Annotated in this window: 18 protein-coding genes; 8 read left to right on the forward strand and 10 right to left on the reverse strand. The window is 66.3% G+C overall.

From position 1 onward, the window contains the following. Nucleotides 1–34: 34 nt before the first annotated feature. From ACVPT3_RS12940 to ACVPT3_RS12950, 3 genes are all read right to left on the reverse strand, one after another. On the reverse strand, nucleotides 35–433 hold the full coding sequence (locus ACVPT3_RS12940) for a host attachment family protein (RefSeq protein ID WP_492041282.1): 399 nt from the start codon (nucleotides 431–433) through the stop codon (nucleotides 35–37). A 65-nt stretch (nucleotides 434–498) separates the two neighbouring features. Next, complete coding sequence (locus ACVPT3_RS12945) at nucleotides 499–1008, reverse strand: methylated-DNA--[protein]-cysteine S-methyltransferase (protein WP_492041283.1); 510 nt, start codon at nucleotides 1006–1008, stop codon at nucleotides 499–501. A 7-nt stretch (nucleotides 1009–1015) separates the two neighbouring features. After that, nucleotides 1016–2089: a bifunctional transcriptional activator/DNA repair enzyme AdaA gene (locus ACVPT3_RS12950; RefSeq protein WP_492041284.1), complete on the reverse strand. Its 1074-nt coding sequence runs from the start codon at nucleotides 2087–2089 to the stop codon at nucleotides 1016–1018. A gap of 164 nt (nucleotides 2090–2253) precedes the next feature. Here ACVPT3_RS12950 and ACVPT3_RS12955 point away from each other — a divergent pair, with 164 nt between their 5' ends. Further along, on the forward strand, nucleotides 2254–2568 hold the full coding sequence (locus tag ACVPT3_RS12955; RefSeq protein ID WP_492041285.1) for a hypothetical protein: 315 nt from the start codon (nucleotides 2254–2256) through the stop codon (nucleotides 2566–2568). A 36-nt stretch (nucleotides 2569–2604) separates the two neighbouring features. Here ACVPT3_RS12955 and ACVPT3_RS12960 read toward each other — a convergent pair whose 3' ends face one another. The 4 genes from ACVPT3_RS12960 to ACVPT3_RS12975 all read right to left on the reverse strand — a co-directional run bounded on the left by ACVPT3_RS12960 (nucleotide 2605) and on the right by ACVPT3_RS12975 (nucleotide 9034). Then, nucleotides 2605–4380 carry an SLC13 family permease gene (locus ACVPT3_RS12960; RefSeq protein WP_492041286.1) on the reverse strand — a complete coding sequence of 592 codons (1776 nt, stop codon included), beginning with the start codon at nucleotides 4378–4380 and terminating at the stop codon, nucleotides 2605–2607. Between the two features lie 90 nt (nucleotides 4381–4470). Next, entirely contained in the window at nucleotides 4471–5580 is a 1110-nt protein-coding gene (locus ACVPT3_RS12965; RefSeq protein ID WP_492041287.1) for an HAAS signaling domain-containing protein, read from the reverse strand. Nucleotides 5581–5606: 26 nt separating this feature from the next. Continuing rightward, complete coding sequence (locus ACVPT3_RS12970) at nucleotides 5607–5939, reverse strand: PadR family transcriptional regulator (protein WP_287927767.1); 333 nt, start codon at nucleotides 5937–5939, stop codon at nucleotides 5607–5609. A 137-nt stretch (nucleotides 5940–6076) separates the two neighbouring features. After that, nucleotides 6077–9034, reverse strand: a complete 2958-nt coding sequence (locus ACVPT3_RS12975) for a TonB-dependent receptor domain-containing protein (RefSeq protein ID WP_492041288.1) — start codon at nucleotides 9032–9034, stop codon at nucleotides 6077–6079. A gap of 312 nt (nucleotides 9035–9346) precedes the next feature. Between ACVPT3_RS12975 and uvrB the strand changes: the two genes are divergently transcribed. The 3 genes from uvrB to ACVPT3_RS12990 all read left to right on the forward strand — a co-directional run bounded on the left by uvrB (nucleotide 9347) and on the right by ACVPT3_RS12990 (nucleotide 14168). Further along, nucleotides 9347–11701: an excinuclease ABC subunit UvrB gene (gene uvrB, locus ACVPT3_RS12980; protein ID WP_492041289.1), complete on the forward strand. Its 2355-nt coding sequence runs from the start codon at nucleotides 9347–9349 to the stop codon at nucleotides 11699–11701. A 348-nt stretch (nucleotides 11702–12049) separates the two neighbouring features. Further along, entirely contained in the window at nucleotides 12050–13378 is a 1329-nt protein-coding gene (locus ACVPT3_RS12985) for a DNA cytosine methyltransferase (RefSeq protein WP_492041290.1), read from the forward strand. Then, nucleotides 13371–14168 carry a hypothetical protein gene (locus ACVPT3_RS12990; RefSeq protein WP_492041291.1) on the forward strand — a complete coding sequence of 266 codons (798 nt, stop codon included), beginning with the start codon at nucleotides 13371–13373 and terminating at the stop codon, nucleotides 14166–14168. The genes ACVPT3_RS12985 and ACVPT3_RS12990 overlap by 8 nt, the downstream gene beginning before the upstream one ends. Before the next feature lie 58 nt (nucleotides 14169–14226). Here ACVPT3_RS12990 and ACVPT3_RS12995 read toward each other — a convergent pair whose 3' ends face one another. Together ACVPT3_RS12995 and lepA are read right to left on the reverse strand one after the other, a co-directional pair. Next, on the reverse strand, nucleotides 14227–14997 hold the full coding sequence (locus tag ACVPT3_RS12995) for a hypothetical protein (RefSeq protein ID WP_492041292.1): 771 nt from the start codon (nucleotides 14995–14997) through the stop codon (nucleotides 14227–14229). Nucleotides 14998–15271: 274 nt separating this feature from the next. Further along, the gene (lepA, locus tag ACVPT3_RS13000; RefSeq protein WP_492041293.1) at nucleotides 15272–17080 is read right to left on the reverse strand and encodes a translation elongation factor 4; all 1809 of its coding nucleotides are present in this window, start codon (nucleotides 17078–17080) and stop codon (nucleotides 15272–15274) included. 195 nt (nucleotides 17081–17275) lie between these two features. Between lepA and ACVPT3_RS13005 the strand changes: the two genes are divergently transcribed. From ACVPT3_RS13005 to ACVPT3_RS13020, 4 genes are all read left to right on the forward strand, one after another. After that, nucleotides 17276–18406 carry an efflux RND transporter periplasmic adaptor subunit gene (locus ACVPT3_RS13005; RefSeq protein WP_492041294.1) on the forward strand — a complete coding sequence of 377 codons (1131 nt, stop codon included), beginning with the start codon at nucleotides 17276–17278 and terminating at the stop codon, nucleotides 18404–18406. 9 nt (nucleotides 18407–18415) lie between these two features. Then, complete coding sequence (locus tag ACVPT3_RS13010; protein ID WP_492041295.1) at nucleotides 18416–21508, forward strand: efflux RND transporter permease subunit; 3093 nt, start codon at nucleotides 18416–18418, stop codon at nucleotides 21506–21508. A 116-nt stretch (nucleotides 21509–21624) separates the two neighbouring features. Then, nucleotides 21625–22650 carry an IS110 family RNA-guided transposase gene (locus ACVPT3_RS13015; RefSeq protein ID WP_492040808.1) on the forward strand — a complete coding sequence of 342 codons (1026 nt, stop codon included), beginning with the start codon at nucleotides 21625–21627 and terminating at the stop codon, nucleotides 22648–22650. A 305-nt stretch (nucleotides 22651–22955) separates the two neighbouring features. After that, nucleotides 22956–23408, forward strand: a complete 453-nt coding sequence (locus ACVPT3_RS13020) for a WapI family immunity protein (protein WP_492041296.1) — start codon at nucleotides 22956–22958, stop codon at nucleotides 23406–23408. 118 nt (nucleotides 23409–23526) lie between these two features. Here the strand turns inward: ACVPT3_RS13020 and ACVPT3_RS13025 are convergent, their stop codons facing one another. Beyond that, nucleotides 23527–24579: an NAD(P)H-dependent flavin oxidoreductase gene (locus ACVPT3_RS13025; RefSeq protein WP_492041297.1), complete on the reverse strand. Its 1053-nt coding sequence runs from the start codon at nucleotides 24577–24579 to the stop codon at nucleotides 23527–23529. Nucleotides 24580–24600 lie beyond the last annotated feature (21 nt).

Genomic DNA, 24600 nt, shown 5'->3' on the forward strand with positions numbered 1-24600 from the left:
GCCGGCCGCCCCCTTCAACTAACCACCTAATAAATCAGGCTTTTTCTATAGCCGCCGCGATCTGATCGGTGCTGTGCCCCGTCAGGTCCTTGGCGATTTCGCCCGCCAGCTTGCCCTGCAGATCCTTGTGCCAGTGCTTGCGCAGCTCGCCCAAGGTCTTGGGGGCGGCAATGACCAGCAGCTCGTCGATCTTGTTGGTCACGGACCATTTGTTCAGCACCTCGGCCACGCCCATCGCGAACCCGTCCTCGGCCTGAGTATCATTGTCCGGATTGGCCTCGCTGGAGCGCCGCCCCGCCGACCCCGAGACCCGATCCTCGATCTCCGGCGTTTCCAGGGCCGTCAGCCGGATCTCCTGCCCATGGGTGTTCTTGAACAGGGCCAGCTTCTCGCCGTCGACCACCGCTACCAGCGCGCCATTGGATAGTTTCATCGTCGATACTCTTTCGGTCTGTGGACTTGGGTAACGGTCGGGGACCGATGCCGTTGCCTCGCCGATCAGAGCAGCCGGCCGCCGGCCTCGTGCGCCAGCAGCCAACGCTTCCGCTCCAGCCCGCCCGCATAGCCGGTCAGGGTCCCGTTCGCCCCGATCACCCTGTGGCAAGGCACGATCACCCCGACCGGGTTGGAGCCATTGGCCAAGCCCACCGCCCGCACCGCTTTGGGCGACCCGATCGCCGCCGCCAGCTGCCCATAGCTGCGCGTCTCGCCCGCCGGAATGGTCCGCAGAGCCGCCCACACCGCCTGCTGGAACACGGTCCCGCCGGTCTTCACCGTCACCCCGTCGAACGCCGCCAGATCACCGCCGAAATAGGCCTCCACCGCCGTGCGCACCGCCTCCGGCGCCCGCCCCTCGACCAGTTCGACCGGGCCATAATGAAGCCGCAACAGCCGCCGCATCCGCTCTTCGTAATCGTGGAAGTCCAGCGCCCGCACCGCCCCCTCGCCGTCGGTCGCCACCAGCACCTCGCCCACCGGCGAGCCGATCCGATCCAGGGTCAAGGTCATCGACTGTCTAGGCATCGCCCGTCTCCTTCGTGTTCCAGTACAGCGCCCCATAGGCCCGCCACGGCCGCCACCGTTCGGCCCGCGCCGCCAGGGCCGCATCCGCCAGCCGATCGCTGGGCGCATCCTCCCCGGCGTCGATCCAGTCGCCCGCCGGCCTCAGTCCCGGCCAGGCCTCGAGCGCCGCGCGCAGGTCCGGATCCGCCGACAGGTCCCGCCGGATCGCCTCGGGATCAGCGGCCAGGTCAAACACCCTCCGCACCCGCGCCAGCACGCCGGGCAGGGCTTTCAGCTCTTCCACCCGCGCCTCCACCGCCGCCTTGCCCTGGGCCCCAGCCCGAACGGAAACCTCGCCCTCCGTCCCATCCGTCGCGCCCCGAAGCCGCCGCCGCCAGACCCCGTCCACCACGCTCTCGTCCGGCGCGGCGCGCGCCGCCAAAGCCAACATCATCGCGGGCCAGTCATAGGGCGGTCGATAGGCTAGGCCCAGCTTCACCGCCCCCCCGCCTTCGCCCTCTCCCTTGCGCCGCCGCAGCTCCGATGGAGGCCGCCCGTACAGAGCCTGAAACGTCTCGTTGAACCGTCTCACGCTGCCGAAACCCGAGCCCATCGCCACCTCGGCCATCGACAGGTCGGTCTCGTGGATCAGCTGTTTGGCCAGCAGAACGCGCCGCGTCTGGGCCACGCTGACCGGCGCCGCGCCCAGATGCTGGCGGAACAGCCGCCGCAGATGCCGCTCCCCCACCCCCAGCCGCGCCGCCAAGGCCTCCGCATCCCCGCCGTCCAGCGCCCCCGCCTCGATCAGGGCCAGGGCCCGACTGACGGTGTTCGACGTCCCCCGCCACGCCCCCATCTCAGGCGCCGTCTCGGGCCGGCAGCGCAGGCAGGCGCGAAACCCCGCCGCCTCCGCCGACGCCGCCGTGGGATGAAACACCACATTCTCGCGCCTAGGCGTCCGCGCCGGACAGACCGGCCGACAATAGATCCCGGTCGAGGTCACGCCCGTGAAGAACCGCCCGTCGAACCGCGCATCCCGCGCTCCCAGGGCTCTCCAGCAGGCCTCCTGATCCAGCGTCTGTTTCATGGGCCGCAGGATGGGCGTTCAGTCCGGCGATGTCTCGCGGTTTTCGGACATCCATGATCCGGCCTCGGGAAAGGGGTGGAACGACAGGGGTTCCCACCGTCACAGGACCGACATAACCTTGATGCCGCCCGCAGAGGCACGAGTATAAAAACGGGAGCTACGCCTTGATCCGTCTAATTATTTCCTCCGCAGCCGCCTTGGCGGCTGGCGCGACCCTGGTCGTCTTCACCGCCGGCGCCCAGGATCACCCTGGCGCGAAACCGTCGTTTTCGGGCCGCGCCCTGCCGGTCGGCAGCTATCGTGAGACCTGCCGCGGCATTTCCCTGAATGGCGATCGCCTCCGCGCCCGCTGTATCGCCGACAACGGCCGGTCGGTGTCCTCGACCCTCAGCGTGCGGTCCTGCCACGGCGCGCCGATCCGCAACGTCGAGGGCCGTTTGCAGTGCGATGTCGCGGCGCCGGCCGGCCGCGCCGCCTGATCCTGAGGGCCCGGTCCCACGCGTGGACCGGGCCGCTCACATGGGCCAGAACAGCAGGATGGTCGGGGGGCCTATGATCAGCACCAGCAGGCTCAGCGGCGCGCCCAGCTTGGGATAGTCCGAGAACTTGTAGCCGCCAGGCCCCATCACCAGCGTATTGCACTGGTGCCCGATGGGCGTCAGGAAGTCGCACGCCGCCCCGACCGCCACCGCCATCAGGAAGGGATCGGGTCGATACCCCAGCTGCTGGGCCAGGGTGGCCGCGATCGGCGCCACCACCAGAACCGTCGCGGCGTTGTTCAGGAAGGGCGTGACCGCCATGGCGGCGAACATCATGCCCGCCACCGCCGCCACGGGCGGAATGCCCTGGAACACCGACTTCAGTCCGCCGGCGACAAGGTCCGCCCCGCCGGTCTGCTGGATGGCGTCCGAAACGGGGATCAGGGCGGCGATCAGCACCAGCAGCGGGCCGTCCAGCGCCGCATAGGCCTCGCGCATCTTCAGCCCCCCCAGGGCGACGATCACCACCGCCGCGCCGAAGAAGCCGATGGACACGGGGATCAGGCCGAAGCCGACCATGATCATGGCGGTCGCCAGCACCACGGCAGGCAGGAATTTGCGTCTCTGTCCGCCCAGCCGCATCTCGCGCTCCGCCAGCGGCAACAGACCCAGGGACGCCAGCCGTCCCGGCAGGCCCGCCTCCGACCCCTGCAGCAAAAGCACGTCGCCCGCCTGCAGCTTGGCGGTGCGCAGATGTTGCGTCAGCTCATAGCCGCTGCGCGAGACGCCCAGCAGGTTCAGCCCGTGCTGGCCGTACAGGTCCAGCGACCGCACCGACTGTCCGGTCAGCGGCGAATCCGCGCCGATCACCGCCTCGGCCAGGCTGACCTCGTCCTTGGCCTCTTCCAGCAGCACCGGCCGGTCGCCCCGCACCAGCTTCAGCTTGGTGACGTCGATGAACCCCTCCAGCGCCTCCTGGTCGCCCTTGATCAGCAGGGTGTCCCCGGGCCTGACGATGGTGTTGCTGCGCGGTCTGGCCTTGCGCTTGCCGTCGCGGATCAGGGCCATGACCTGCACCTCGTCGGGCGCCAGGCCGACCAGGGCCTTGATGGGGCGGGGCTCCAGGCTCCAGTCGTCCGGGACCTGCGCCTCCGTCAGATAGGCGTTGGCCGACAGGGCCGCCGCCAGCCCCAGCGTCCCCGTCCGGTCCTTGGGCAGCAGTCGATAGCCGAAGGCCAGGAAGGCCAGGGCCACCCCGGTCAGGACAAGGCCGACCGGCGCATAGTCGAACATGCGGAACGGTTCGCCGATCATGTCCTGGCGCACCTCGGCGACCAGGATGTTGGGCGAGGTGCCGACCAGGGTCACCATCCCACCGGCCATGGCGCCGAAGGCCATGGGCATCAGCAGACGCGACTGTTTGGTGCCGGTCCGCCGACTGATCTGAAGCGCCACCGGCATCATGATGGCCAGGGCGCCGACGTTCTTCGTCACCATCGACAACAGGGTGACGGCCACGGTCAGCACCGGCGCCTGGGACCGTTCGGTCTTCAGGTGCGGCATGATCCGCTTCAGCGCCATCTCGACGATGCCGGACTTGGCGAAGGCCGCCGACACCACCAGGGCGGCGGCGATGATCACCGTCACATCGTTGGAAAAGCCGGAAAAGGCGTCCTCGGCCGGGATCACCCCGACGGCCAGGCCGGCCACCAGCGCGGCCAGGGCCACCAGATCATACCGGAACCGCCCCCAGACGAAGGCCGCCACGGTCAGGCCGACCAGGCCGAAGGCCAAACCCTGTTGTAAAGTCACTCGGAAATCTCGCCCCCGGCCGCCCAGCGCCGCCGATGAGCAGCAACGGTGGAAACGGCCGGAGGTTCAACCCATCCACGTCGGCGTCCGTTAACGGCCGACGACCAGTCGCCCCCCCGCCTGAAGGATCCGCCATATCTCGGCCAGGAAGGCCCAGACCACGACGATCATCAGGATCGCCGCCAACCCGCCGCCGTCCTCCGCCGAGCGATGGAACAGCGCCCGCGCCCGTTCGGCGAACTCCGTCACCGTCCCGACCCAGATCACCGGGCTCAGAGATGACCAGAACCACAGCCACGCCACGCCCCAGGCCGCCGCGGCGCCGAAGGCCATGTCGCCCAGAGCCGTCAGCCGCACATTCCCCCCCGACGCCGCCCGCGTCAGGTCGAACAGGATCCGCGCCACCACGAACAGGGTCACGGGCCAGTAGGCCGCGTCGACGACCTGGGCCAGGATGCGGCCATAGTCGACGCCGTCCACCACGCCGGCCAGTTCCTCCGGTCGGATCGAGGCCATCGGCAAGAGGCCGGTCCACCACAGCAGCAGCACGCCCCAGCCGATGGCGCTGGCCACCGCCCGCGCCACGGGCGACATCTCGGCGCTCTTTCGGACCGCGCGGCCTGACTTGACCGACCCGGCGCGCGTCGCCGCCCCGCCGCGCGCCAGCCGCTCGCCCCAGGTCTCGGCGTCTATGTCGCCGCCCAGTTCGAACAGGCCCAGGTCCTTGACCCGCCATTTGGAGATGAAATCAGGCTTCTTCTCCTGCCGCTCCAGCACGAAGCCGATCAGGGTCACCACCCCGATCACCGACACAGCCCCGCTGAACAGGCTGGCGAAGCTCTGACCTATGGCCTGACCGGCATAGATGTCGCCGGCCAGCACCCGCGCCGCCAGTCCGATCAGGGTGACGCAAACCATCACCAGCAGCGCCGTCTTCACTGCGAACAGCCACCACGGATACAACTCCGGCCCGATCAACGCCTGCGGCCCCGACCGATAGCGCGCCGCCACCGTCAATGGATGGCCCACCTCGCGCAGCAGGGCCTCGACCTCGTCGTCGCTCGGCGTCCGGCCCAGCCGCTCTTCCAGCGCCTCGAGCCGCCCCATGATCTCGTCACGTAGCTCGGCGACGATGTCGTCGCGCGTCGTCTTCGGCAGCTGGGCCGCCACGGCCTTCAGATAGGATTCAACCAGGTCCATCCCACGCTCTCCCTCTTTCCCGATGTTCACAGCATCTTCTCCAGCGAGGCCGACAGGCCCCGCCATTCGGCCGCCAGTCGCGCCAGCATGGCCTCCCCGCGCGGCGACAGGCGGTAGAACCGCTTCTTGCGCCGCTCCTCCTCGCGCCATTCGCTGTCCAGCAGCCCCTGGCTCTCCAGCCGGCGCAGCAGCGGATAGAGGGTGCTCTCCTCCATCTCGACCCCCGCCTCGCCCAGCGCGACCCGCAGCGAATAGCCGTATTGCTCGCGCCGCAAGCTCGCCAGCACCGCCAGGATCAACGACCCCCGCCGCAGCTCCAGCCGCAGGCTCTCGAACAGCAGTTCCTCATCCTGGCTCAACAGCCCCGCTCCAACCGACGTGCCGCATAGTGTGCGACACACAGTGTATGAGGCATACTGTGTGAGCGAGTCAAGCGAACACGAAAAAGGCGGCGGACCGAAGTCCGCCGCCCCGTCCGTTAGGACCGACGTCGCCCTTAGAAGGACTTGGTCAGGTTCACGAAGGCCGTACGGCCCAGATAGTCGTAGCCCGAGTACAGCGGGGCGTTGCCGACCCGGTTGTACACGCCCGACGAGATGGTCGGCGGGTTGTCGTTCAACAGGTTGCGGACGCCGAGCGTGGCGGTCCAGCCGTCGGACGCATACTGGACCGAGGCGTTGTGCAGCCAGTAGTCGTCGGTCGCGAGGTCGTAGTCCGACGTGACCGGATCTTCCTCATAGTAGGCGTAGCTGTCGGTGCCCTGGATCCATTCGACGCCGTAGCGCACGCGCCACTTGTCCCAGGCATAGGAGACGTCGGCCGTTCCGGTGAACTCCGGATTGTCGATCATGCCGGTGTAGTCTTCCAGCGGATCTTCGGCGAACAGCTTGTTCGAGATTTCCGTGTACTGGGTGATCGCCAGGTTGAACAGCGCCGTGCCCGGGCCGACGTCCTTGCGATAACGGACGGTGTAATCCAGCCCCTTCACGTTGTCCGTAGCCAGGTTGACGTAGCTGTCGCGGACCGTGAGGCTGTTGTCCGCAGCATCGCGCGTGACCAGACGGCAGAAGCCGGTGTCGGCCGCGAAATCTTCCGGGTTGGAGTCATAGCAGCGGGTCAGGATTTCGCCTGCGCCGGTGCGCGACACGCCGTTCTCGACCTCGATCTCGTAATAGTCGACCGCGAAGGCCAGATCGCCCCAGCCCGAGGGCAGCGGCGGCTGGACGACCAGACCGACGGTCATATTGGTCGAGGTTTCGGCCGCCAGACCGGCGTCGGCGCCGCCTGCGGTGATCACTTCGACGCTGGTGGTCGACTGGAAGTCGTCCGCCAGGCCTTCAGCGGTGCAGTTGGCGACCCGGTTCGGGTTCACGCCCGGCGCGCCGTAGTTGTTGCAGCGGTCGTTGGTGTTCGACAGGAAGCCGGTGGTGGCGCCGACGAACTGTTCGAACAGCGCCGGGGCGCGGTACGAGGTGCCGTAGGTGCCGCGAACCGTGACCCAGTCGATCGGACGATAGACCAGGCCGACCTTGTAGGTCGTGTCGTCGCCGTAGGAGTCATAGTCGGTGTAGCGGAACGAACCGTTCAGGGTCAGTTCGCGCACGCCCGGCAGATCAACCAGAATCGGTGCTTCGATCTCGCCGAACACTTCCTTGACCGAGTCCGAGCCGCGCGTGATGGCCGAGGTCGAGTAGTTGTAGGTGTTGCCCAGCTGGCTATCCAGGCCCGGGGTGTCGTCGATCTCGGACTCACGCCATTCGGCGCCGAAGAAGCCCATGACCTGGCCTGCGGGCAGGCTGAACAGCGGGCCGTCGATGCCGATGCTGACCACCTTCTCGATGAACTCGGTCGTGCCGGTCACCGGACGGAAGACATAGTCGACCCAGTCCTGCGGCAGGACGCCGCCGATGGTCTGGGTCGTCACGGCCGGGGCCGCGACGCAGCCCGGGTTCGAGGCCAGTTCGGCGCACTGGAACTGACCCGGCGCCGTTTCCACCACGTCCAGCGACTCGATCAGGCGATCGGTCAGGAACTGTTCGCTGGTGTAGGTCGACTTGGAGCGCGAATAGCTGACGTAGGCGTCATAGCGCCATTCCGGCAGGAACAGATCGCCCTTGATGCCGGCGACATAGCGGCCGAAGTCCACTTCCTGTTCGGAATGGTCGTTGCCGAAGCCGATGAAGGCGCGCACGCCGACGTTCTCGCCCTTGTTCAGGCCCTGATCGCCGAAGGCGACGCTGTCTTGCAGGTTGGCCGGGATCAGCGGACTGCCGACGGCGTAGTCCAGCGCCAACTGGCGATAGCCGGTCTGCGACGACTTGCGCTGGTTGAACAGGGCCTCGCCATAGACCTCGGCGTTGCCGAGCGCGTGCAGGTCGTAGCCGACTTCGCCGTACAGGGTGGTGATGTCCACCGGCGAGATCAGCGACTCGTTCAGCATCCGGTCTTCGAAGGTGTCACGGACGTTGAGGTCGTTGCCGCCGCCTCCGACGCCTTCGAATCCAACCAGGCCGGTGGTGACGGCCGAGTTCGGGCGCCAGCGGTTGAAGGTCGTGCCGAACGCGCCAGTCGCAGCCTGGCCCGTGGTCAGGCCCGTGGCGATGGTGTTGATCGTCACGCCGTTCGAGCCGGTCGTGGTGATCGGATAGCATTTTGACTGGCCGGTCAGCGGGTCGATATAGTCCTGGCCGTTGCGGAAGCCGTCGGTCTGGCAACGGGTGAACTCGCGGTCGCGCAGGGTCAGTTCGTCACGCTCGTAGCGTTCGACCGAACCGGCGGCGCGCCAGCGGTCGCCGCGCGTGCCCGCCGTCAGCGAAAGACGGGTCGAACCGCCCGCGCCATTGGCCTCCAGCGGCTCGTTGCGCTGGCCTTCGAAGGTGACGCCCTCGAAGTTGTTGCGGGTCTGGATGTTGACCACGCCGGCGACGGCGTCCGAGCCATAGACCGACGAGGCGCCGTCGCGCAGCACTTCGACGCGGTCGATGATGGCGGTCGGCAGCACGTTCAGGTCGGCCGCGCCGACCGAACCGCGCGAACCGGCCGGCGAGACGCGACGGCCGTTCAGCAGCACCAGGGTGCGGCTCGGGCTCATGCCGCGCAGGCCGATGGTGTTGGCGCCGGGCCCGCCATTGGTGACGTAACCGCCGTACGAGTTGTTGATCTGCGAGGTGCCGCCGGTGACGGCCGTGCTTTGCAGCGCCTCGGTCGTCGAGGCGAAGCCCTGCAGGGTCGCTTCTTCGCGCGTCACCACCTGGGTCGGCGACGGGGCGTTGTAGTTGTCGCGGCGGATGCGCGAACCGATGACGACGATGTCGTCGATGCTGGTCGACTCACCGGCCTGAGCGACAGCTGCATCCTGCGCCGCAGCGAGGGACGGAGCGAACATCGCCACCGAAGCGACAGCTATTCCACCGACGATCGTCGATGCAAGAAGGTTGTTCTTACGAGTACGCATACGTCTCTTTACGATTAAGTTGATCCAATACTCGGATATACTTACATATCGTCGGTATATATCGGCGATATACAGAGTGCATCCGCTATGTGACCGGCCTAAGCCCACTGAAAAGGAACCGCAACTAAAAAGTCGCATAAACGTCCAGAAGGAGGATAAATTGCGCCGAAAATGCTTCATTGCACCGCTTGCCGGAGCATTATATTTCCACATCACGCCGTTTTCTCGCCACTTTTAAGCTCTGGCGGCGCGAAACTAGGCCGTTGCGCCGGCGCTATGGCGCCACACGGAGCCGCATACTAAGTTCTGTTCATGAACCGTTCTTCGACGCCGAAGCCCGCCGCCGCAAAGCCGGCCAAGCCCGTCCATACGCCCGACCCCGGCGTGCGCGAGGCCGCCGCCGCCTTCAAGCGCGACCAAGCCGCGAACGGGGGCAAAATGCCGATGTTCGCCCCTGTCGCCGGCCCGCGCCTGACGCCGGAGGAGCCCGTCGCCGCGCCTGCCGACTGGATCCCCCACCGCCCCTCGCACGAGGGCAAGAAGAAGGGCGGGCGCTTCCGGCTCGAGACCCAATACACCCCCGCCGGCGACCAGCCCGCCGCCATCGCCGAACTGGTGGCCCAGGCCGAGGCGGGCGACCGGGATCAGGTGCTGCTGGGCGTCACCGGCTCGGGCAAGACCTTCACCATGGCCAAGGTCATCGAACAGACCCAGCGCCCGGCCCTGATCCTGGCCCCCAACAAGACCCTGGCGGCGCAACTCTATTCCGAGTTCAAGTCATTCTTCCCGGACAACGCCGTCGAATATTTCGTCAGCTACTACGACTATTACCAGCCCGAAGCCTACGTCCCCCGCACCGACACCTATATCGAGAAGGACTCGTCGATAAACGAGCAGATCGACCGGATGCGACACTCGGCGACGCGGGCGATCCTGGAGCGGGAGGATGTGATCGTCGTCGCCTCCGTCTCCTGCATCTACGGCATCGGGTCGGTGGAGACCTATACGGCCATGACCTTCACCCTGAAGGTGGGGGACCAGATCGACGAGTCGAAGCTGCGGGCCGATCTGATCGCGCTGCAGTACAAGCGCAACGACCTGAACTTCGACCGCGGCATGTTCCGCAAGCGCGGCGACGTCATCGAGATCTTCCCGGTCCACCTCGAGGACCGCGCCTGGCGCATCAGCCTGTTCGGCGACGAGCTGGAGGCGATCCAGGAGTTCGACCCCCTGACCGGCAAGAAGACCGCCGACCTGACCGAGATCACCGTCTACGCCGCCAGCCACTATGTGACCCCGCGCCCCACGCTGAACCAGGCCACCCAGGGCATCAAGGCCGAGCTGAAGGAGACGCTGGACTGGATGATCGAGAACGGCAAACTGCTCGAGGCCCAGCGCCTGGAGCAACGCACCCGTTTCGACCTGGAGATGATGGAGGCCACCGGCAGCTGCGCCGGCATCGAGAACTATTCCCGCTGGCTGACCGGCCGCGCCCCCGGCGAGCCCCCGCCCACCTTCTTCGAATACATCCCCGACAACGCCCTGCTGTTCGTGGACGAGAGCCACGTCACCATCGGCCAGATCAACGGCATGTTCCGCGGCGACTACCGCCGCAAATCCACCCTCGCCGAATACGGCTTCCGCCTGCCCTCCTGCATCGACAACCGCCCGCTGAAGTTCGAGGAATGGGAGGCCATGCGCCCCCAGACCGTTCACGTGTCAGCCACCCCCGGCGCCTGGGAGATGGACCAGGCCGGCGGCGTCTTCGTCGAACAGGTCATCCGCCCCACCGGCCTGATCGACCCCCCCGTCGAGATCCGCCCGGTCTCCGGCCAGACCCGCAACCAGGTCGACGACGTCATCGACGAGGTCAAGGCCACCACCCGCGCCGGCTACCGCTCCCTGGTCACCACCCTGACCAAGAAGATGGCCGAGGACCTGACCGAATACATGCATGAACAGGGGATCCGCGTCCGCTATATGCACTCCGACGTCGACACGCTGGAGCGGATCGAGATCCTGCGCGACCTGCGTCTGGGCTCGTTCGACTGCCTGATCGGCATCAACCTGCTGCGCGAGGGGCTGGACATCCCCGAGTGCGGCCTGGTCGCCATCCTGGACGCGGACAAGGAGGGCTTCCTGCGCTCCGAGACGTCGCTGATCCAGACCATCGGCCGCGCCGCGCGCAACATCGACGGCCGCGTCATCCTGTACGCCGACCGCATGACCGGCAGTATGGAGCGCGCCATCGCTGAGACTGACCGCCGCCGCGAACGCCAGATGGCCTACAACACCGAACACGGCATCACGCCCGAAAGCGTCAAGCGCGACATCAAGGAGCTGATGGACAGCCCCTATGAGTCCCGCGAGATGGACCGCCTGACCCGCCCCGGCGTCGCCGAAGCCTCCAAACCCTTCGTCGGCTCAAACTTCCAGGCCGCGCTCAAGGACCTGGAAGGCCGCATGCGCGAGGCCGCCTCCAACCTGGAGTTCGAGGAAGCCGGCCGCCTGCGCGACGAGATCAAGCGCATGAAGCTGCTGGACCTGGAATTCGCCAACGAGGCCCTGACGGGGGCGGGGGAAGAGGTGGACCGGTCGGCGCCGAAGAAGTGGCGCGCGGAAGCGGCGGCGGAGAAGGCGGAGGCGTTTAGGAAGGGGCGGCTGTAGGCCCCTCCCGCTTCCTTCTCCCTTCCTTCTCCCCTTGCGGGAGAAGGTGGCAGCCGAAGGCTGACGGATGAGGGGTTTCACCGCCCCTGACGATCCACGCCAAACCGCCCCCCTCATCCGGCCCTGCGGGCCACCTTCTCCCGCAAGGGGAGAAGGAAGCAGGAGGCTAAGCTTCGGGTCAATCTGTGCCTCGTCGTCGCCTAATGATTGCCTCTGTTGCACTGGCTCAACTTCGGGTTTGCGTAACCCGTATGCGCCGCCCACCGGAAATCGATCTGAAGAACAAAAGGCGATCGACAGCGCCGACAATGGTGTTAAGCTGGCTGAATCACGCTGCAAGGAGCCCCCATGAATCGTCCGATCGGAGTCGATCTGTTCGCCGGAGTTGGCGGGATGAGCCTGGGCTTTGAGCAGGCCGGTTTCGACGTCGTCGCCGCGGTGGAAATTGATCCGATCCACGCTGCCGCCCACGCGTTCAACTTCCCGGATGCGGCAGTTATCGCCCGGTCTGTACAGGACCTGACCGGGCAGGATATTCGCAAGCTCGCCAACCTGGGCGACCGCAAGGTCGATGTGGTGTTCGGCGGCGCGCCTTGTCAGGGCTTCTCAATGATCGGCAAGCGTGCGCTCGACGATCCGAGAAACGCCCTAGTGCGCGATTTTGTCCGGATCGTCCGCGAGTTGGACGCCTCCTATTTCGTGTTCGAGAACGTCAAAGGGATCACCGTCGGTCGTCATCGCGCGTTTCTCGAAGAACTGATCGCCGAGTTCGTCGGCGCCGGCTACGCGGTGGAGACACGTTGGAAGGTGCTCAACGCCGCCGACTATGGCGTCCCGCAGAACCGCGAACGCCTGATCCTTATGGGTGCTAAGAAGGGCCTTCCGCTTCCCCGCTATCCTGAAGCCACGACTCGTCCGGCAGGATCCAAGACTTCAAAACTGCCGGAAGGACCCAGTTGCAAGGACGCCCTGGGCGATCTTCCCGACGCGGAAAAGTTCGAACGCCTGATGACGACGGATAGCGTCGCAACAAGTTCGTGGAGCACGCCGAGCGAATATGCGACCGAGATGCGCTGCAGAACCGCCGAGAGCTGGCACTATGGATATGTGCGATGCTGGGAACCGAACGTCCTGACATCCAGCGCGCGGACTGAACACACCGAAATCTCTCGACGGCGTTTCTCGACCACGGCTCCTGGCGCAGTCGAGCCCATCTCCCGCTTCTTCCGCCTTCCGCCAGACGGCGTGTCCAACACGCTTCGCGCCGGTACGGACGCGGCCCGTGGCGCCTTCACCAGTCCAAGGCCTATCCACTACAAACACGAACGCTGCATCACCGTGCGCGAGATGGCACGCCTGCATGGTTTCCCCGACTGGTTCCGTTTGCACGAGACCAAATGGCATGGGGCAAGACAGGTTGGGAATGCTGTTCCGCCTCCTCTAGCACGCGCGGTAGCTAGTTCGCTGATCGCCGCCATGGACATCGAAGCTCGACGCCCCGAACACTCGGTCAAGCTGGGCGATCCGATGCTGGTCTCGGTCAGCATGAAGGACGCTTCCGCGCTGTTCGGCAAGACCTTCACACCTCAGCGGCGTGATCAGAAAAGCGGCGCTCGGAAACGGAAGCAGAGCGAGATAGAAGAGGCGAACACCCTCGCACGGATTTCGAATGGCTAAAGCTCCGCCCCGAGAGAACACCTACAAACTTCTGATCGAAAAGATATTCTTCGATCATTTCGAGCCGGGAACCACGGCGTTCGAATTTGCACGCAAGGAAATCGAGACCGTCGCTGCGGCGCTGGCCATCAAGCTGCCCAAGAACTTGGGCGACGTCATCTATGCGCTGCGGTATCGAATAGATTACCCAGACAGTATCAAGGCCACTCAGCCCGAAGGCCGGAACTGGATCATAGAAGGGGCCGGTCGAGCCGGATATCGCTTCCGGCTTGTCAAAACCCAACGCATCCTGCCACGACCAGATCTCGTTCGGGTATTGATCCCGGACGCAACACCAGAACTCATCCGCGCCTATGCGCTGGACGACGAACAGGCCCTGCTGGCCATCGTGCGGTACAATCGTCTAATCGACACCTTCCTCGGACTGACGACCTACAGTCTGCAAAACCACCTCCGCACGACGGTCAACGGCATCGGCCAGATCGAGATCGACGAACTCTACGTCGGAATTGACAAGCGAGGCTGTCACTACGTCATTCCGGTTCAGGCGAAGGGCGGCAAAGACCAGATCGGCATCGTCCAGACCACTCAGGACATTCGCTTCGTCGAGCAGAAATTCCCCGGCCTACGCTGTCGGGCTATCTCGGCGCAGTTCATGGAAGAGGGCGTTGTCGCCTTGTTCGAGCTGACGCTTCAGGACGACGAAATCCGAATAATCGACGAGCGGCACTATAAGCTCGTGTCCGCAGACCGGATCGATCAGACGGCGATCCGTCGCTACACGGACTAAACCAGCGCCTGAGCCTTGCCGGCCACCTTCTCCCCCTTGCGGGAGAAGGAAGACCCTCTCAATCATCCAGCCTCACCCTGAACTCCGCCGCCGGCATCTGCCGCGTCCCCGCGCCGTCGGGCGCAATGACATCGATCCCCAACCGCACGCGCGCCGCCCGCTCATCCTCCTCCACCGGCGGGATGCCCCGCCCGGCCAGTTGCGCCTCCAGCGCCTCGACCCGCGCCTCGGTGGCGAAGCGGCGGCGGGTCTTGACCTCTTCGTGGGCCCGGCGGCGCAGCGAACCCTGTCGCCGCCACTCGTGATAGGCCGCCTTGACCGGATCGACCTCGTCCGGCTTGCGCCAGAACCGGTCCTCCAGGGCGATGCGGTCCATGGTCAGGATGTCGAGCACCAGTTCCAGGGGCGCGGTTTCCGCCGTCAGGCCGTTGCGGGCCGGGTCGGCGCGCTCGGCCAGCTTGTGATAGACCTCGGCCAGGCCGGCCAGGGTGCGGGCCTCGGTCCAGGCGCGGGCGCGCATGGCCCGGCCCGAGGCCACGGTGGCGGCGCGGGCCAGGACGGCGGGGTCGTCGGACGTTTCTGTCCCCTCGTCCGGCAAGCCGTCGAACCAGGCCCCCTTGTCGGACGCCGCCTCGCCCTTCGGCTCCGTCTGCGGCTGCGGCTGCAGATACCGCGACCAGCCCTCGCGCGACGCCCGGGCGCGCAGGGCCTCGACCCCGACGCCGTACCGCGCGGCCACCTGCCGGGCGCCGTCCCCGGCCAGATAATCCCGGCGCACCAGTTCCCAGATCGAGGGCGGCTGAATCTTGTATTTTCGTCGCTGTTCCATGCATCGCATCATGAATCATGCGGATGCTCAGGCGAGAAACTGACCGAATTTACAGGTCAAACGCCTGAATTTACGGGAATCCCGGCGCCGGTTTACAGCCCCCAGCGCGCATAACCGGACCCTCTCCCGCTTGCGGGGGAGGTGGCCCGGCGTCCGCGCAGCGGACCAGGGTCGGAGGGGGAAGTGTCGCGATAAGAAGACTTCCCCCATCGTCAGGCGTGCCGCTGCGCGCCACGGCCTGACACTTCCCCCGCAAGCGGGGGAAGATCGGGGGTCAGTCCTCGTCCATCTTCAGGGCGGCGATGAAGGCTTCCTGCGGGATTTCGACCTTGCCGAACTGACGCATCTTCTTCTTGCCGGCCTTCTGCTTCTCCAGCAGCTTCTTCTTCCGCGTGGCGTCGCCGCCGTAGCATTTCGAGGTCACGTCCTTGCGGAGCGCGCGCACGGTCTCGCGGGCGATGATCTTGCCGCCGATGGCCGCCTGGATCGGGATGACGAACAGGTGGGGCGGGATCAGCTCCTTCATCTTCTCGACCATGCCCCGGCCGCGCGTCTCGGCGCGGGCGCGGTGGACCAGCATGGACAGGGCGTCCACCGGCTCGGCGTTGACCAGGATGTTCATCTTCACCAGGTCGCCGACCTTGTATTCGGTGATCTCGTAGTCGAACGAGGCGTAGCCCTTCGAGATCGACTTAAGACGGTCGTAGAAGTCGAACACCACCTCGTTCAGCGGCAGCTCATAGACCACCATGGCGCGGGCGCCGACGTAGGACAGTTCGATCTGCTGGCCGCGGCGGTCCTGGCACAGCTTGATGACGCTGCCGAGGTATTCGTCGGGGGTCAGGATGGTGGCCTTGATCCAGGGCTCGCTGATCGTCTCGATCTGCATCACGTCGGGCAGGTCGGCCGGGTTGTGCAGGTCGATCTCGGAGCCGTCGCGCAGGCCGATCTTGTAGACCACCGACGGGGCGGTCGCGATCAGGTCGAGATTGAACTCGCGGCTGAGCCGTTCCTGGATGATCTCGAGATGCAGCAGGCCCAGGAAGCCGCAGCGGAAGCCGAAGCCCAGGGCGGCGCTGGATTCCATCTCGTAGGTGAATGACGCATCATTCAGCCGCAGCTTGCCGATGGCGGCGCGCAGGTCCTCGAAGTCGGCGGCGTCGACCGGGAACAGGCCGCAGAAGACCACCGACTGGACCTCCTTGAACCCCTTCAGCGGTTCGGCGGTCGGCTTTCTTTCATCGGTGATGGTGTCGCCGACGGCGGCGTGGGCGACTTCCTTGATCTGGGCGGTGATGAAGCCGACCTCGCCGGGGCCCAGCTGGTCTACCGGGGTGTTCTTGGGCAGGAAGACGCCGACCCGGTCGATCAGGTGGGTCGAGCCGTTGCGCATCATCTTGACCCGCATGCCGGTCTTCAGCACGCCGTCGAAGACGCGGACCAGGACGACGACGCCGAGGTAGGGGTCGTACCAGGCGTCGACCAGCATGGCCTTCAGCGGGGCGTCGGGGTCGCCCTTGGGGGCCGGGAGTTTGGTGACGATGGCCTCGAGCACGTCCTCGATGCCGATGCCGGACTTGGCGCTGCACAGCACGGCCTCGGAGGCGTCGATGCCGATGACGTCCTCGATCTGGGCGCGGACCCGCTCGGGCTCGGCCGCCGGCAGGTCGACCTTGTTCAGGACGGGGACGATCTCGTGGTTGTTATCAATGGCCTGATAGACGTTCGCCAGCGTCTGGGCCTCGACCCCCTGCGACGCATCGACGACCAGCAGCGAGCCCTCGCACGCCGCCAGGCTGCGCGACACCTCATAGGCGAAGTCCACGTGCCCCGGCGTGTCCATCAGGTTCAGGACATAGTCCTGCCCGTCCTTGGCCTTGTAGTTCAGGCGCACCGTCTGCGCCTTGATCGTAATCCCCCGCTCCTTCTCGATATCCATCGAGTCCAGGACCTGCTCGGACATCTCGCGCTGGGTCAGGCCGCCGGTGAATTGGATCAGTCGGTCGGACAGGGTCGACTTGCCGTGGTCGATGTGCGCGACCACGCTGAAGTTCCGGATGTTCGAGATAGGGGGAGTCGTCATCCGCGCGCCCCTATCACGCGTGGAGGTCCGGGACCAGCCGGCGCGGCGATCCGCGCCCCGCACAGTGTCAGATTAAGGCTTTGCAACAATATGGATCGGCGTTTGAGGACCGTTCGCAGACGCGGTAAGGAGCAGGCTTGCGATCACCGGCGCGAGCCGGGCGGTCCGCTTCGCCTGCAACCGAGGAAATCCCCCGTGTCCAAGACGACCCGAACCGCTTTTAGCCTTGGCGCTCTCGCCGTGTCGGCCTTCCTGCTGGCCGGCTGCGGGGGGCATGGCGACGAGGCGACCGAGGAGAAGGCCGCCGGCGGCTCGCGCCAGACCGTCACCGCCGCCACCGTGACCCAGACCAATCTGCGGCGCACCGTCACCGCCTCGGGCACCGTCTCCGCCTGGGAGGAGGTGCCGGTCGCGGCCGAGACCGGCGGCCTGACCGCCGTCGCCGTCTATGTGGATGAAGGCTCCTACGTCCGTCAGGGGCAGCCCCTGGTGCAGATGAACGACGTCCTGCTGCGCGCCCAGCTGCGCCAGCAGCAGGCCCAGGTGCAACTGGCCGAAGCCAATGTGGCCCGCGACGACGCGGCCCTTGGTCGCGCCCAGCAGCTGAAGGAACGGGGCTTCCTGTCTCAGGCCTCGCTGGACACCGCCCTGGCCAACCAGCGGGCCTCGAACGCCAATCTGGCCGCCGCCCGCGCCACCCTGGCCCAGACCCAGACCCAGTTGTCGCAGGCCACCATCCGCGCGCCCGTCGCCGGCCTGATCATCAGCCGCAGCGTGACCAAGGGTCAGATCATCGCCGCCGGGACCGAACTGTTCCGCATGGTCCGCGACGGCCGGCTGGAGCTGGACGCCCAGGTGCCCGAGACCGAGCTGGCCCAGGTTCGCGCCGGCCAGTCGGCGACCGTGACCTCCAGCGAGGCCGGAACCACCGCGGGCACGGTCCGGATCGTCACGCCCGAGGTCAACGCCAGCACCCGCCTGGGCCTTGCGCGCATCTCGCTGTCGCCGGGCGCCCAGCTGCGGCCGGGCATGTTCGCCCGCGCCGACATCGACGTCGGCGACCAGCCGGCCACCACCGTGCCGACGGGCGCGGTCCTGTACCGTGACAACAAGCCGGGGGTCTTCAGCCTGGCCGCCGACGGCCGAGTTCACTTCCTGCCGGTCGTGATCCTGTCGCGGACTGACACCCAGACGGCCGTCACCGGCGTCAATGTCGGCGCCCAGGTCATCGTCGACGGCGCCGGCTTCCTGAACGAGGGCGACCGCGTCAACGTCGCCCAGGCCCCCGGCGGCGCCCGCCCCGCTACACAGCCTGCGGCCAAGTAGGACCGACCGATGAACCAGATGTCGTCCTGGGCGATCAAGAACCCGATTCCGATCATCCTGCTGTTCCTGCTGCTGACGCTCGGCGGCGTGGTCGGCTTCATGGGGATGCGGATCAATCAGAACCCTGACATCGACTTCCCGCTGGTCGCCGTCACGGCCGCCCGCCCCGGCTCGGCGCCGGCGGAAATGGAAGTCCAGGTCACGCGGCTGATCGAGGATTCGCTGGCCGGTCTGTCCGGCGTGCGCCACGTCACCTCGAACATCAGCGACGGCGTGTCGTCCACGACGATCGAGTTCGAGCTGGGTACGGACACGGATCGGGCGACCAATGACGTGCGCAACGCCATGACCGGCCTGCGCGCCAGCCTGCCGCAGGATATGCAGGAGCCGGCGGTCCAGCGCATCGACATCACCGGCGACGCCCTGATCACCTATGTGGTGCGGTCGCCGACCATGACGCCGGAACAGATCAGCTGGTTCATCGACAACGAGATGAGCCGGGCCCTGCTGGCCCTCGGCGGCGTGGGCGAGGTCAACCGTTCGGGCGGGGTGGATCGCGAGATGCGGGTCGAGCTGGATCCGCAGCGGCTGGCCGCCTACGGCGTCACCGCGGCCGAGGTCAGCCAGGCCCTGAACAACGTCAACAACAACCTGCCCGGCGGTCGCGTCACCATCGCCGGGTCCGAGCGCGCGGTTCGCACCCTGGGCGCCGCCACCTCGGTCGCGCAACTGCGCGAGACCCTGGTGCCGCTGGGCGACGGCAAGACCGTGCGCCTGGATAACCTCGGCACGGTCGAGGACAAGTGGAGCGAACCGCGTCGCCTGGCCCGCTACAACGGCCAGGAGGCCGTGACCTTCAACTTCCTGCGCTCGCGCACCGCCTCCGAGGTCAAGGTGGCGGAACGGGTCCGCGAAGAGGTCAAGGCGATCGACGAGGCCCACCCCGAGCTGACCATCAGCCAGGTCACGGCCAGCGTCGAGGAGATCGAGGAATCCTATCTGGCCTCGCTGGAAGCCCTGCTGCTGGGCGCCGTCCTGGCGGTCATCATCGTCTTCATCTTCCTGCGCGACTGGCGCGCCACCCTGATCGCGGCGACGGCCATGCCGATGTCGCTGATCCCGACCTTCGCCATCCTGGGCCCGCTGGACCAGTCGCTGAACGTCGTCACCCTGCTGGCCCTGTCGCTGACCATCGGCATCCTGGTCGACGACGCCATCGTGGAGATCGAAAACATCGTCCGCCACATGCGCGACGGCAAACCGCCCTATGACGCCTCGCTGGAGGCGGCCGACGAGATCGGCCTGGCGGTCGTGGCCACCACGGCCACCATCATCGCCGTCTTCGCGCCCGTCGGCTTCATGCCGGGCATCATCGGCCAGTTCTTCAAGGCCTTCGCCCTGGCGGCCTGTATCTCCGTGGCCTTCTCGCTGCTGGTGGCGCGGACCCTGACGCCGCTGATGGCGGCCTTCATCCTGAAACACACCCACCATGAGGATCGCGATCCCTTCTGGATGAGCGGCTATCTGAAGGCCCTCCGCTGGTGCCTGGGCAATCGCTGGAAGGTCTTCATCATCGGCATCCTGTTCCTGGTCGGGTCGATCGGGACCTCGATCGTGGCCAAGATGTCGTTCGAGTTCATGTCGCCCGGCGACACGGCCCGCGCGGCCTTCCAGGTCGAGCTGCCGCCGGGGTCGACCCTGCGCCAGACCGACGCCGTGGTGCAGCAGATCACCCGCAAGCTGGAGGCCCGCCCCGAGGTCACCTCGGTCTACGCCGCCATCGGCGGCCAGGACGTGACCCAGGCCAACATCTATGCCGACATGGTGCCCAAGGGCGACCGCGAGCTGAGCCAGCAGGCGTTCGCGCGGGTCATGGTCGACGAGATGAAACAGATCCCGGGCGCCCGCATCCGCGCCGGCATCGCCCAGTCGGGCGGCGGTCCCGGCGACGGCACCACCTACACCTTCTCGATCCTGAGCGACGATCCCGTCGCCCTGACCGCAGCGGCGCGCCAAGTGGAGGAAGAGATGCGCGGGGTTCCGGGCCTGGCCAATGTGGTCAACTCGGCCGCCATCGCCCGTCCGGAAATCCTGGTCACGCCGCGGGCGGACGAAGCCGCCCTGGCCGGGGTTTCGGCCGGCGCCATCTCGCAGGCGGTGCGGGTCGCCACCATCGGCGACGTCGATCAGAACCTGCCCAAATACAATCTGGGCGACCGCCAGATCCCGATCCGGCTGCAGCTGACCGAAGAGGCCCGCGAGGACCTGAGCGTTCTGGAAAACCTGCGGGTTCCGGCCAACAACGGCGCCTCGGTGCCCTTGAGCGCCGTCGCCGACATCGAGTTCGGCGCCGGTCCGGCCACCGTCACCCGTCAGGATCGGTCGCGCATCGCCTCGATCAGCGCCGAGCTGGACGGGATCACCACGGGCGCGGCGGGCGTGGCGGTCAACCAACTGCCGTCCGTCAAGGCCCTGCCCGCCGGCGTGCGCCAGGTGCCGGCCGGCGACACTGAATTCATCCAGGAAATGCTGACCGGCTTCGGCGTCGCCTTCGCTTCGGGCATATTGCTGATGTACGCGGTTCTGACCCTGCTGTTCAAAAGCTTCGCCTATCCGATCACCATCATGGCGGCCCTGCCCCTGGCCATCGGCGGCGCCTTCATCGCCCTGGCCATCGGCGGCGCCAACTTCTCCATGTCGGCCCTGATCGGGGTGCTGATGCTGATGGGGATCGCGGCCAAGAACTCCATCCTTCTGGTCGACTATGTCATCATGGCCGAGAAGGACGGGATGCCGCGATACGAAGCCATCATGGACGCGGCGCACAAGCGCGCCCGCCCCATCCTGATGACCACCTTCGCCATGGGCGCGGGCATGGTGCCGATCGCCATGGGCATCGGGGCCGATGTCCAGTTCCGCTCGCCGATGGCCATTGCGGTGCTGGGGGGACTGATCTCCTCGACCTTCCTGTCCCTGCTCTACATCCCGGCCATCTTCACCATCGTCGATGACGTGGCCAAGTGGGCGCGGCGTATCCTGCGCCGGTCGACGGCGGGACAGCGGGAGCTGGCCCAGCCGAGGCAGGGGCCGTTGGTGGAGTGAGGCTGAAGCCCGTTGCAGACCTTCGGAGGGTCTTCAACGGGTGATGGGGTGGACGCCCCCCGACGGCATCGATGTGCCAGAGTGAGGGTGTTGAACAACACTCGAAGGAGGCGTCCATGGGACAGGTTAGCACTGTTGGTCTGGATCTCGCCAAGAGCATCTTTCAAGCGCATGGCGCGGATGCTTCGGGCGATGTGGTGTTTCGCAAGAAGTTGGGGCGAGGGCGTTTGCTGGCGTTCTTCGCAGGCCTTCCACCTTGTGTGGTGGCGATGGAGGCCTGCGCTGGAGCCCATCACTGGGGTCGCGAGCTGACCCGACAGGGCCACACGGTCCGGCTGATCCCACCGATCTATGTGAAGCCGTTCGTGAAGCGTCAGAAGAACGACATGGCCGACGCAGAGGCGATCTGCGAGGCGGCGCAGCGACCCAGCATGAGGTTCGTGCCGCTGAAGCAGGAGGAGCAGCAGGCCAGCAGCGTGGTCTTCCGAGCCCGGGACCTGCTGGTGCGTCAGCGTACCCAGACCATCAACGCCCTGCGCGGCCATCTCGCCGAGTACGGCTGGATCGTTCCCAAGGGCGTGCCGCACGTCGATCGGCTGATCGCGCGCGTCGAGGACCCGGCCGAGGGGCTTCCACCCGCAGCCCGAACCATTCTTCTGGTCCTGGTTTCGAGCTTGCGAACGCTCGACCAGCAGATCGCTGTGCTCGACGCAGAGATCGCTTCTCGCGCCCGGCATGATCCCGTCGCGCGTCGACTGATGACCATCCCAGGCATCGGACCGATCACGGCGACGGCCCTGATCGCGCTCGCGCCCTCTCACGAAGCCTTCAAGAGCGGACGTCACTTCGCCGCCTGGCTGGGCCTCACGCCACGACAGCGATCCACCGGCGGTCAGCAGAAGCTGGGTTCGATCACCAAGATGGGCGAGCGAACGCTTCGACGGCTTCTGACCATCGGGGCCAGCGCCGTCATCAAACAGGCCGCCATCCGAAGCGCACCAGCAGGGTCGTGGCTCGACCAGATGCTGGCGCGAAAGCCGAAGATGCTGGTCATCGTCGCCTTGGCCAACAAGAACGCCCGCATCGTCTGGGCGCTGTTGGCCAAGGGCGATGTCTACCGGGCTCCGGGCGCGCTGGCCTAGCCAGTACGAACGCGAGACGTCGAGGCGTAGGATGAGCGAAGGAGCGTATGGCGCAACAGTCGGCGAGACGGGATCAGGAAAACCAGGGCTTTCCACCGTGCTTCGAGCACGCTCAGGGTGATTTGGACCGGATCCGCGAACTCCCATACAGGCCAGCGACGGTACGCCGCCGCAGTACAGGCCGGACAGATGGCAGCATCCGACTACGTGTCAGAAACTCTCGGATTCACTCTTGCGCTGAAGGGGGCGTCCACAGATGGGAAGTGGACGTTTGCCGATACGGCCCCACGCGCTAGGCTCTGAGCATGGCCGACGCTTTCGCTGATGATGACGAACCAGACCTGAAGCTGGGCGGGCTTTCCCTTTGGGTTGAATCCCGAGAGCGTCCCGACGACAATGATTATTCAGACGGCAACTGGCTCGTCATTCGCGCGAGGGTCCAAGCTCCCGGCTCGTCAGTAGAGTTGAGAGGGCCTTGGCTGCGCACCGACGAAGTTGCTTCTTTCCTCACGGAAATTGAAGCCATGTCGAAGGATTTGCGGGGGAAGGCGGCACTCGCCCCCATCGAACCGGCTATCAAAGCAACGCTTGAGATGGGCTCGTTGGGGCAAATCGCCGTCTATGTCGAAGCCACCCCGGATCATCTTGAGCAACGCCACTCTTTCCACTTCGGGTTCGACCAATCCTACCTTCCTGAGATCATTCGCGGTTGCCGAAAAATTCTCCTGAGATTTCCCATCAAAGGCTCAGGGCTGTAGGCACGCCAATGTCCGCAATGGGTCGGACCACGAAATTGGCATCAGGCCCGGAATCGGACATCCGCCCCAAGCCCGAAAGCAGACCTTCCGAACCGCCGTTTGGGGTGGTTAGCGGGCCTTAGTCTGCCGCCACCAGTTCTCGTTCCAGGGTGTCGATCAGGTCGCGCGCGGGTAAGCTGCGCGCCAGCGGCGCTCCTTGCCCCGCCCACTGGGCGCCGAAGTCGCCGTTACCTGTCGCCTTGGCCGCTGCGTTCAGCGCCTTTCCGGCATCGTAGGCCACAGGATAGTCGGGTGCGCTGACGCTGGCGGTCATCCCCCAGCGTGTGAAGCCGTTGCGGAGACAGCGGGCGGGTCTGCCGGATATCGCCTTGGTCATAATCGTGTGGTGCGCGGACTCGCTTCGGAGCGCCGCTCGATAGGCTTCATCCGCCGCGCTCTCCGGACAACCAATGAAGGCGGTGCCAAGCTGCGCGGCTACGGCGCCGAGGTCTAGGACGGCGCGAACGCCTCGCCCATCCATGACGCCGCCGGCAGCGATGACGGGCAGCCCACAGTTTTGGACAAGCATGCGGGTCAACGGCAGCGTTCCGAGCTGCGCATCCTCTCCGTCGGGATCAAAGACGCCTCGGTGCCCGCCCGCTTCATAGCCTTGTGCGACGACCGCATCCATGCCGCCGCGTTTCGCAGCAAGCGCTTCGTCTAGGCTGGTGGCGGTGCTCATCAGCAGGCATCCGGCCTGCTTAAGGGCTCTGACCTTATGCTCGTCAGGCAGGCCGAAGTGAAAGCTGACGACCGGCGGTGCCCTGTCGATCATCAGCCGCAGCATGTCATCGTCCTCGGCGAAGCTGCGATAGATGGTCGTAAGGGAGGGCGGCAGCTCAGCCGAGAACGTCTCGAACAGGGGCTTCAACGCGTCAAGCCACGTCGCCTCGCGATCCAGATCGCGCCGAGGGGGGGCGTGCACGAAGACGTTGACGTTGAACGTGGCAGTCGTGAGCCGGCGGACCTCATCGATCATAGCCGCGGCCCCGGAGGAGTTCGTCGCCCCCACACCGATCGACCCAAGCGCGCCCGCGTTGGAAACTGACGCCGCCAGCACTGGGGTGGATACGCCCGCCATGGGAGCTTGAATGATGGGCAGCCGGAGCGAGAGTTCCGTAAGCAAGGTCATGGCCGTAGATAGCCCTGCCCC

The sequence above is a fragment of the Brevundimonas sp. FV1ps31S genome, from assembly GCF_058681265.1.

What these genes read in the sequence shown, in the direction of transcription:
- ACVPT3_RS13015 (WP_492040808.1), top strand. Translation starts at nt 21,625, where the DNA reads ATGGGACAGGTTAGCACTGTTGGTCTGGATCTCGCCAAGAGCATCTTT.
- ACVPT3_RS12950 (WP_492041284.1), bottom strand. Translation starts at nt 2,089, where the DNA reads ATGAAACAGACGCTGGATCAGGAGGCCTGCTGGAGAGCCCTGGGAGCG.
- lepA (WP_492041293.1), bottom strand. Translation starts at nt 17,080, where the DNA reads ATGACGACTCCCCCTATCTCGAACATCCGGAACTTCAGCGTGGTCGCG.
- ACVPT3_RS13025 (WP_492041297.1), bottom strand. Translation starts at nt 24,579, where the DNA reads ATGACCTTGCTTACGGAACTCTCGCTCCGGCTGCCCATCATTCAAGCT.
- ACVPT3_RS12945 (WP_492041283.1), bottom strand. Translation starts at nt 1,008, where the DNA reads ATGACCTTGACCCTGGATCGGATCGGCTCGCCGGTGGGCGAGGTGCTG.
- ACVPT3_RS13020 (WP_492041296.1), top strand. Translation starts at nt 22,956, where the DNA reads ATGGCCGACGCTTTCGCTGATGATGACGAACCAGACCTGAAGCTGGGC.
- uvrB (WP_492041289.1), top strand. Translation starts at nt 9,347, where the DNA reads ATGAACCGTTCTTCGACGCCGAAGCCCGCCGCCGCAAAGCCGGCCAAG.
- ACVPT3_RS12965 (WP_492041287.1), bottom strand. Translation starts at nt 5,580, where the DNA reads ATGGACCTGGTTGAATCCTATCTGAAGGCCGTGGCGGCCCAGCTGCCG.
- ACVPT3_RS12940 (WP_492041282.1), bottom strand. Translation starts at nt 433, where the DNA reads ATGAAACTATCCAATGGCGCGCTGGTAGCGGTGGTCGACGGCGAGAAG.
- ACVPT3_RS13010 (WP_492041295.1), top strand. Translation starts at nt 18,416, where the DNA reads ATGAACCAGATGTCGTCCTGGGCGATCAAGAACCCGATTCCGATCATC.
- ACVPT3_RS12975 (WP_492041288.1), bottom strand. Translation starts at nt 9,034, where the DNA reads ATGCGTACTCGTAAGAACAACCTTCTTGCATCGACGATCGTCGGTGGA.
- ACVPT3_RS12990 (WP_492041291.1), top strand. Translation starts at nt 13,371, where the DNA reads ATGGCTAAAGCTCCGCCCCGAGAGAACACCTACAAACTTCTGATCGAA.
- ACVPT3_RS12995 (WP_492041292.1), bottom strand. Translation starts at nt 14,997, where the DNA reads ATGGAACAGCGACGAAAATACAAGATTCAGCCGCCCTCGATCTGGGAA.
- ACVPT3_RS12985 (WP_492041290.1), top strand. Translation starts at nt 12,050, where the DNA reads ATGAATCGTCCGATCGGAGTCGATCTGTTCGCCGGAGTTGGCGGGATG.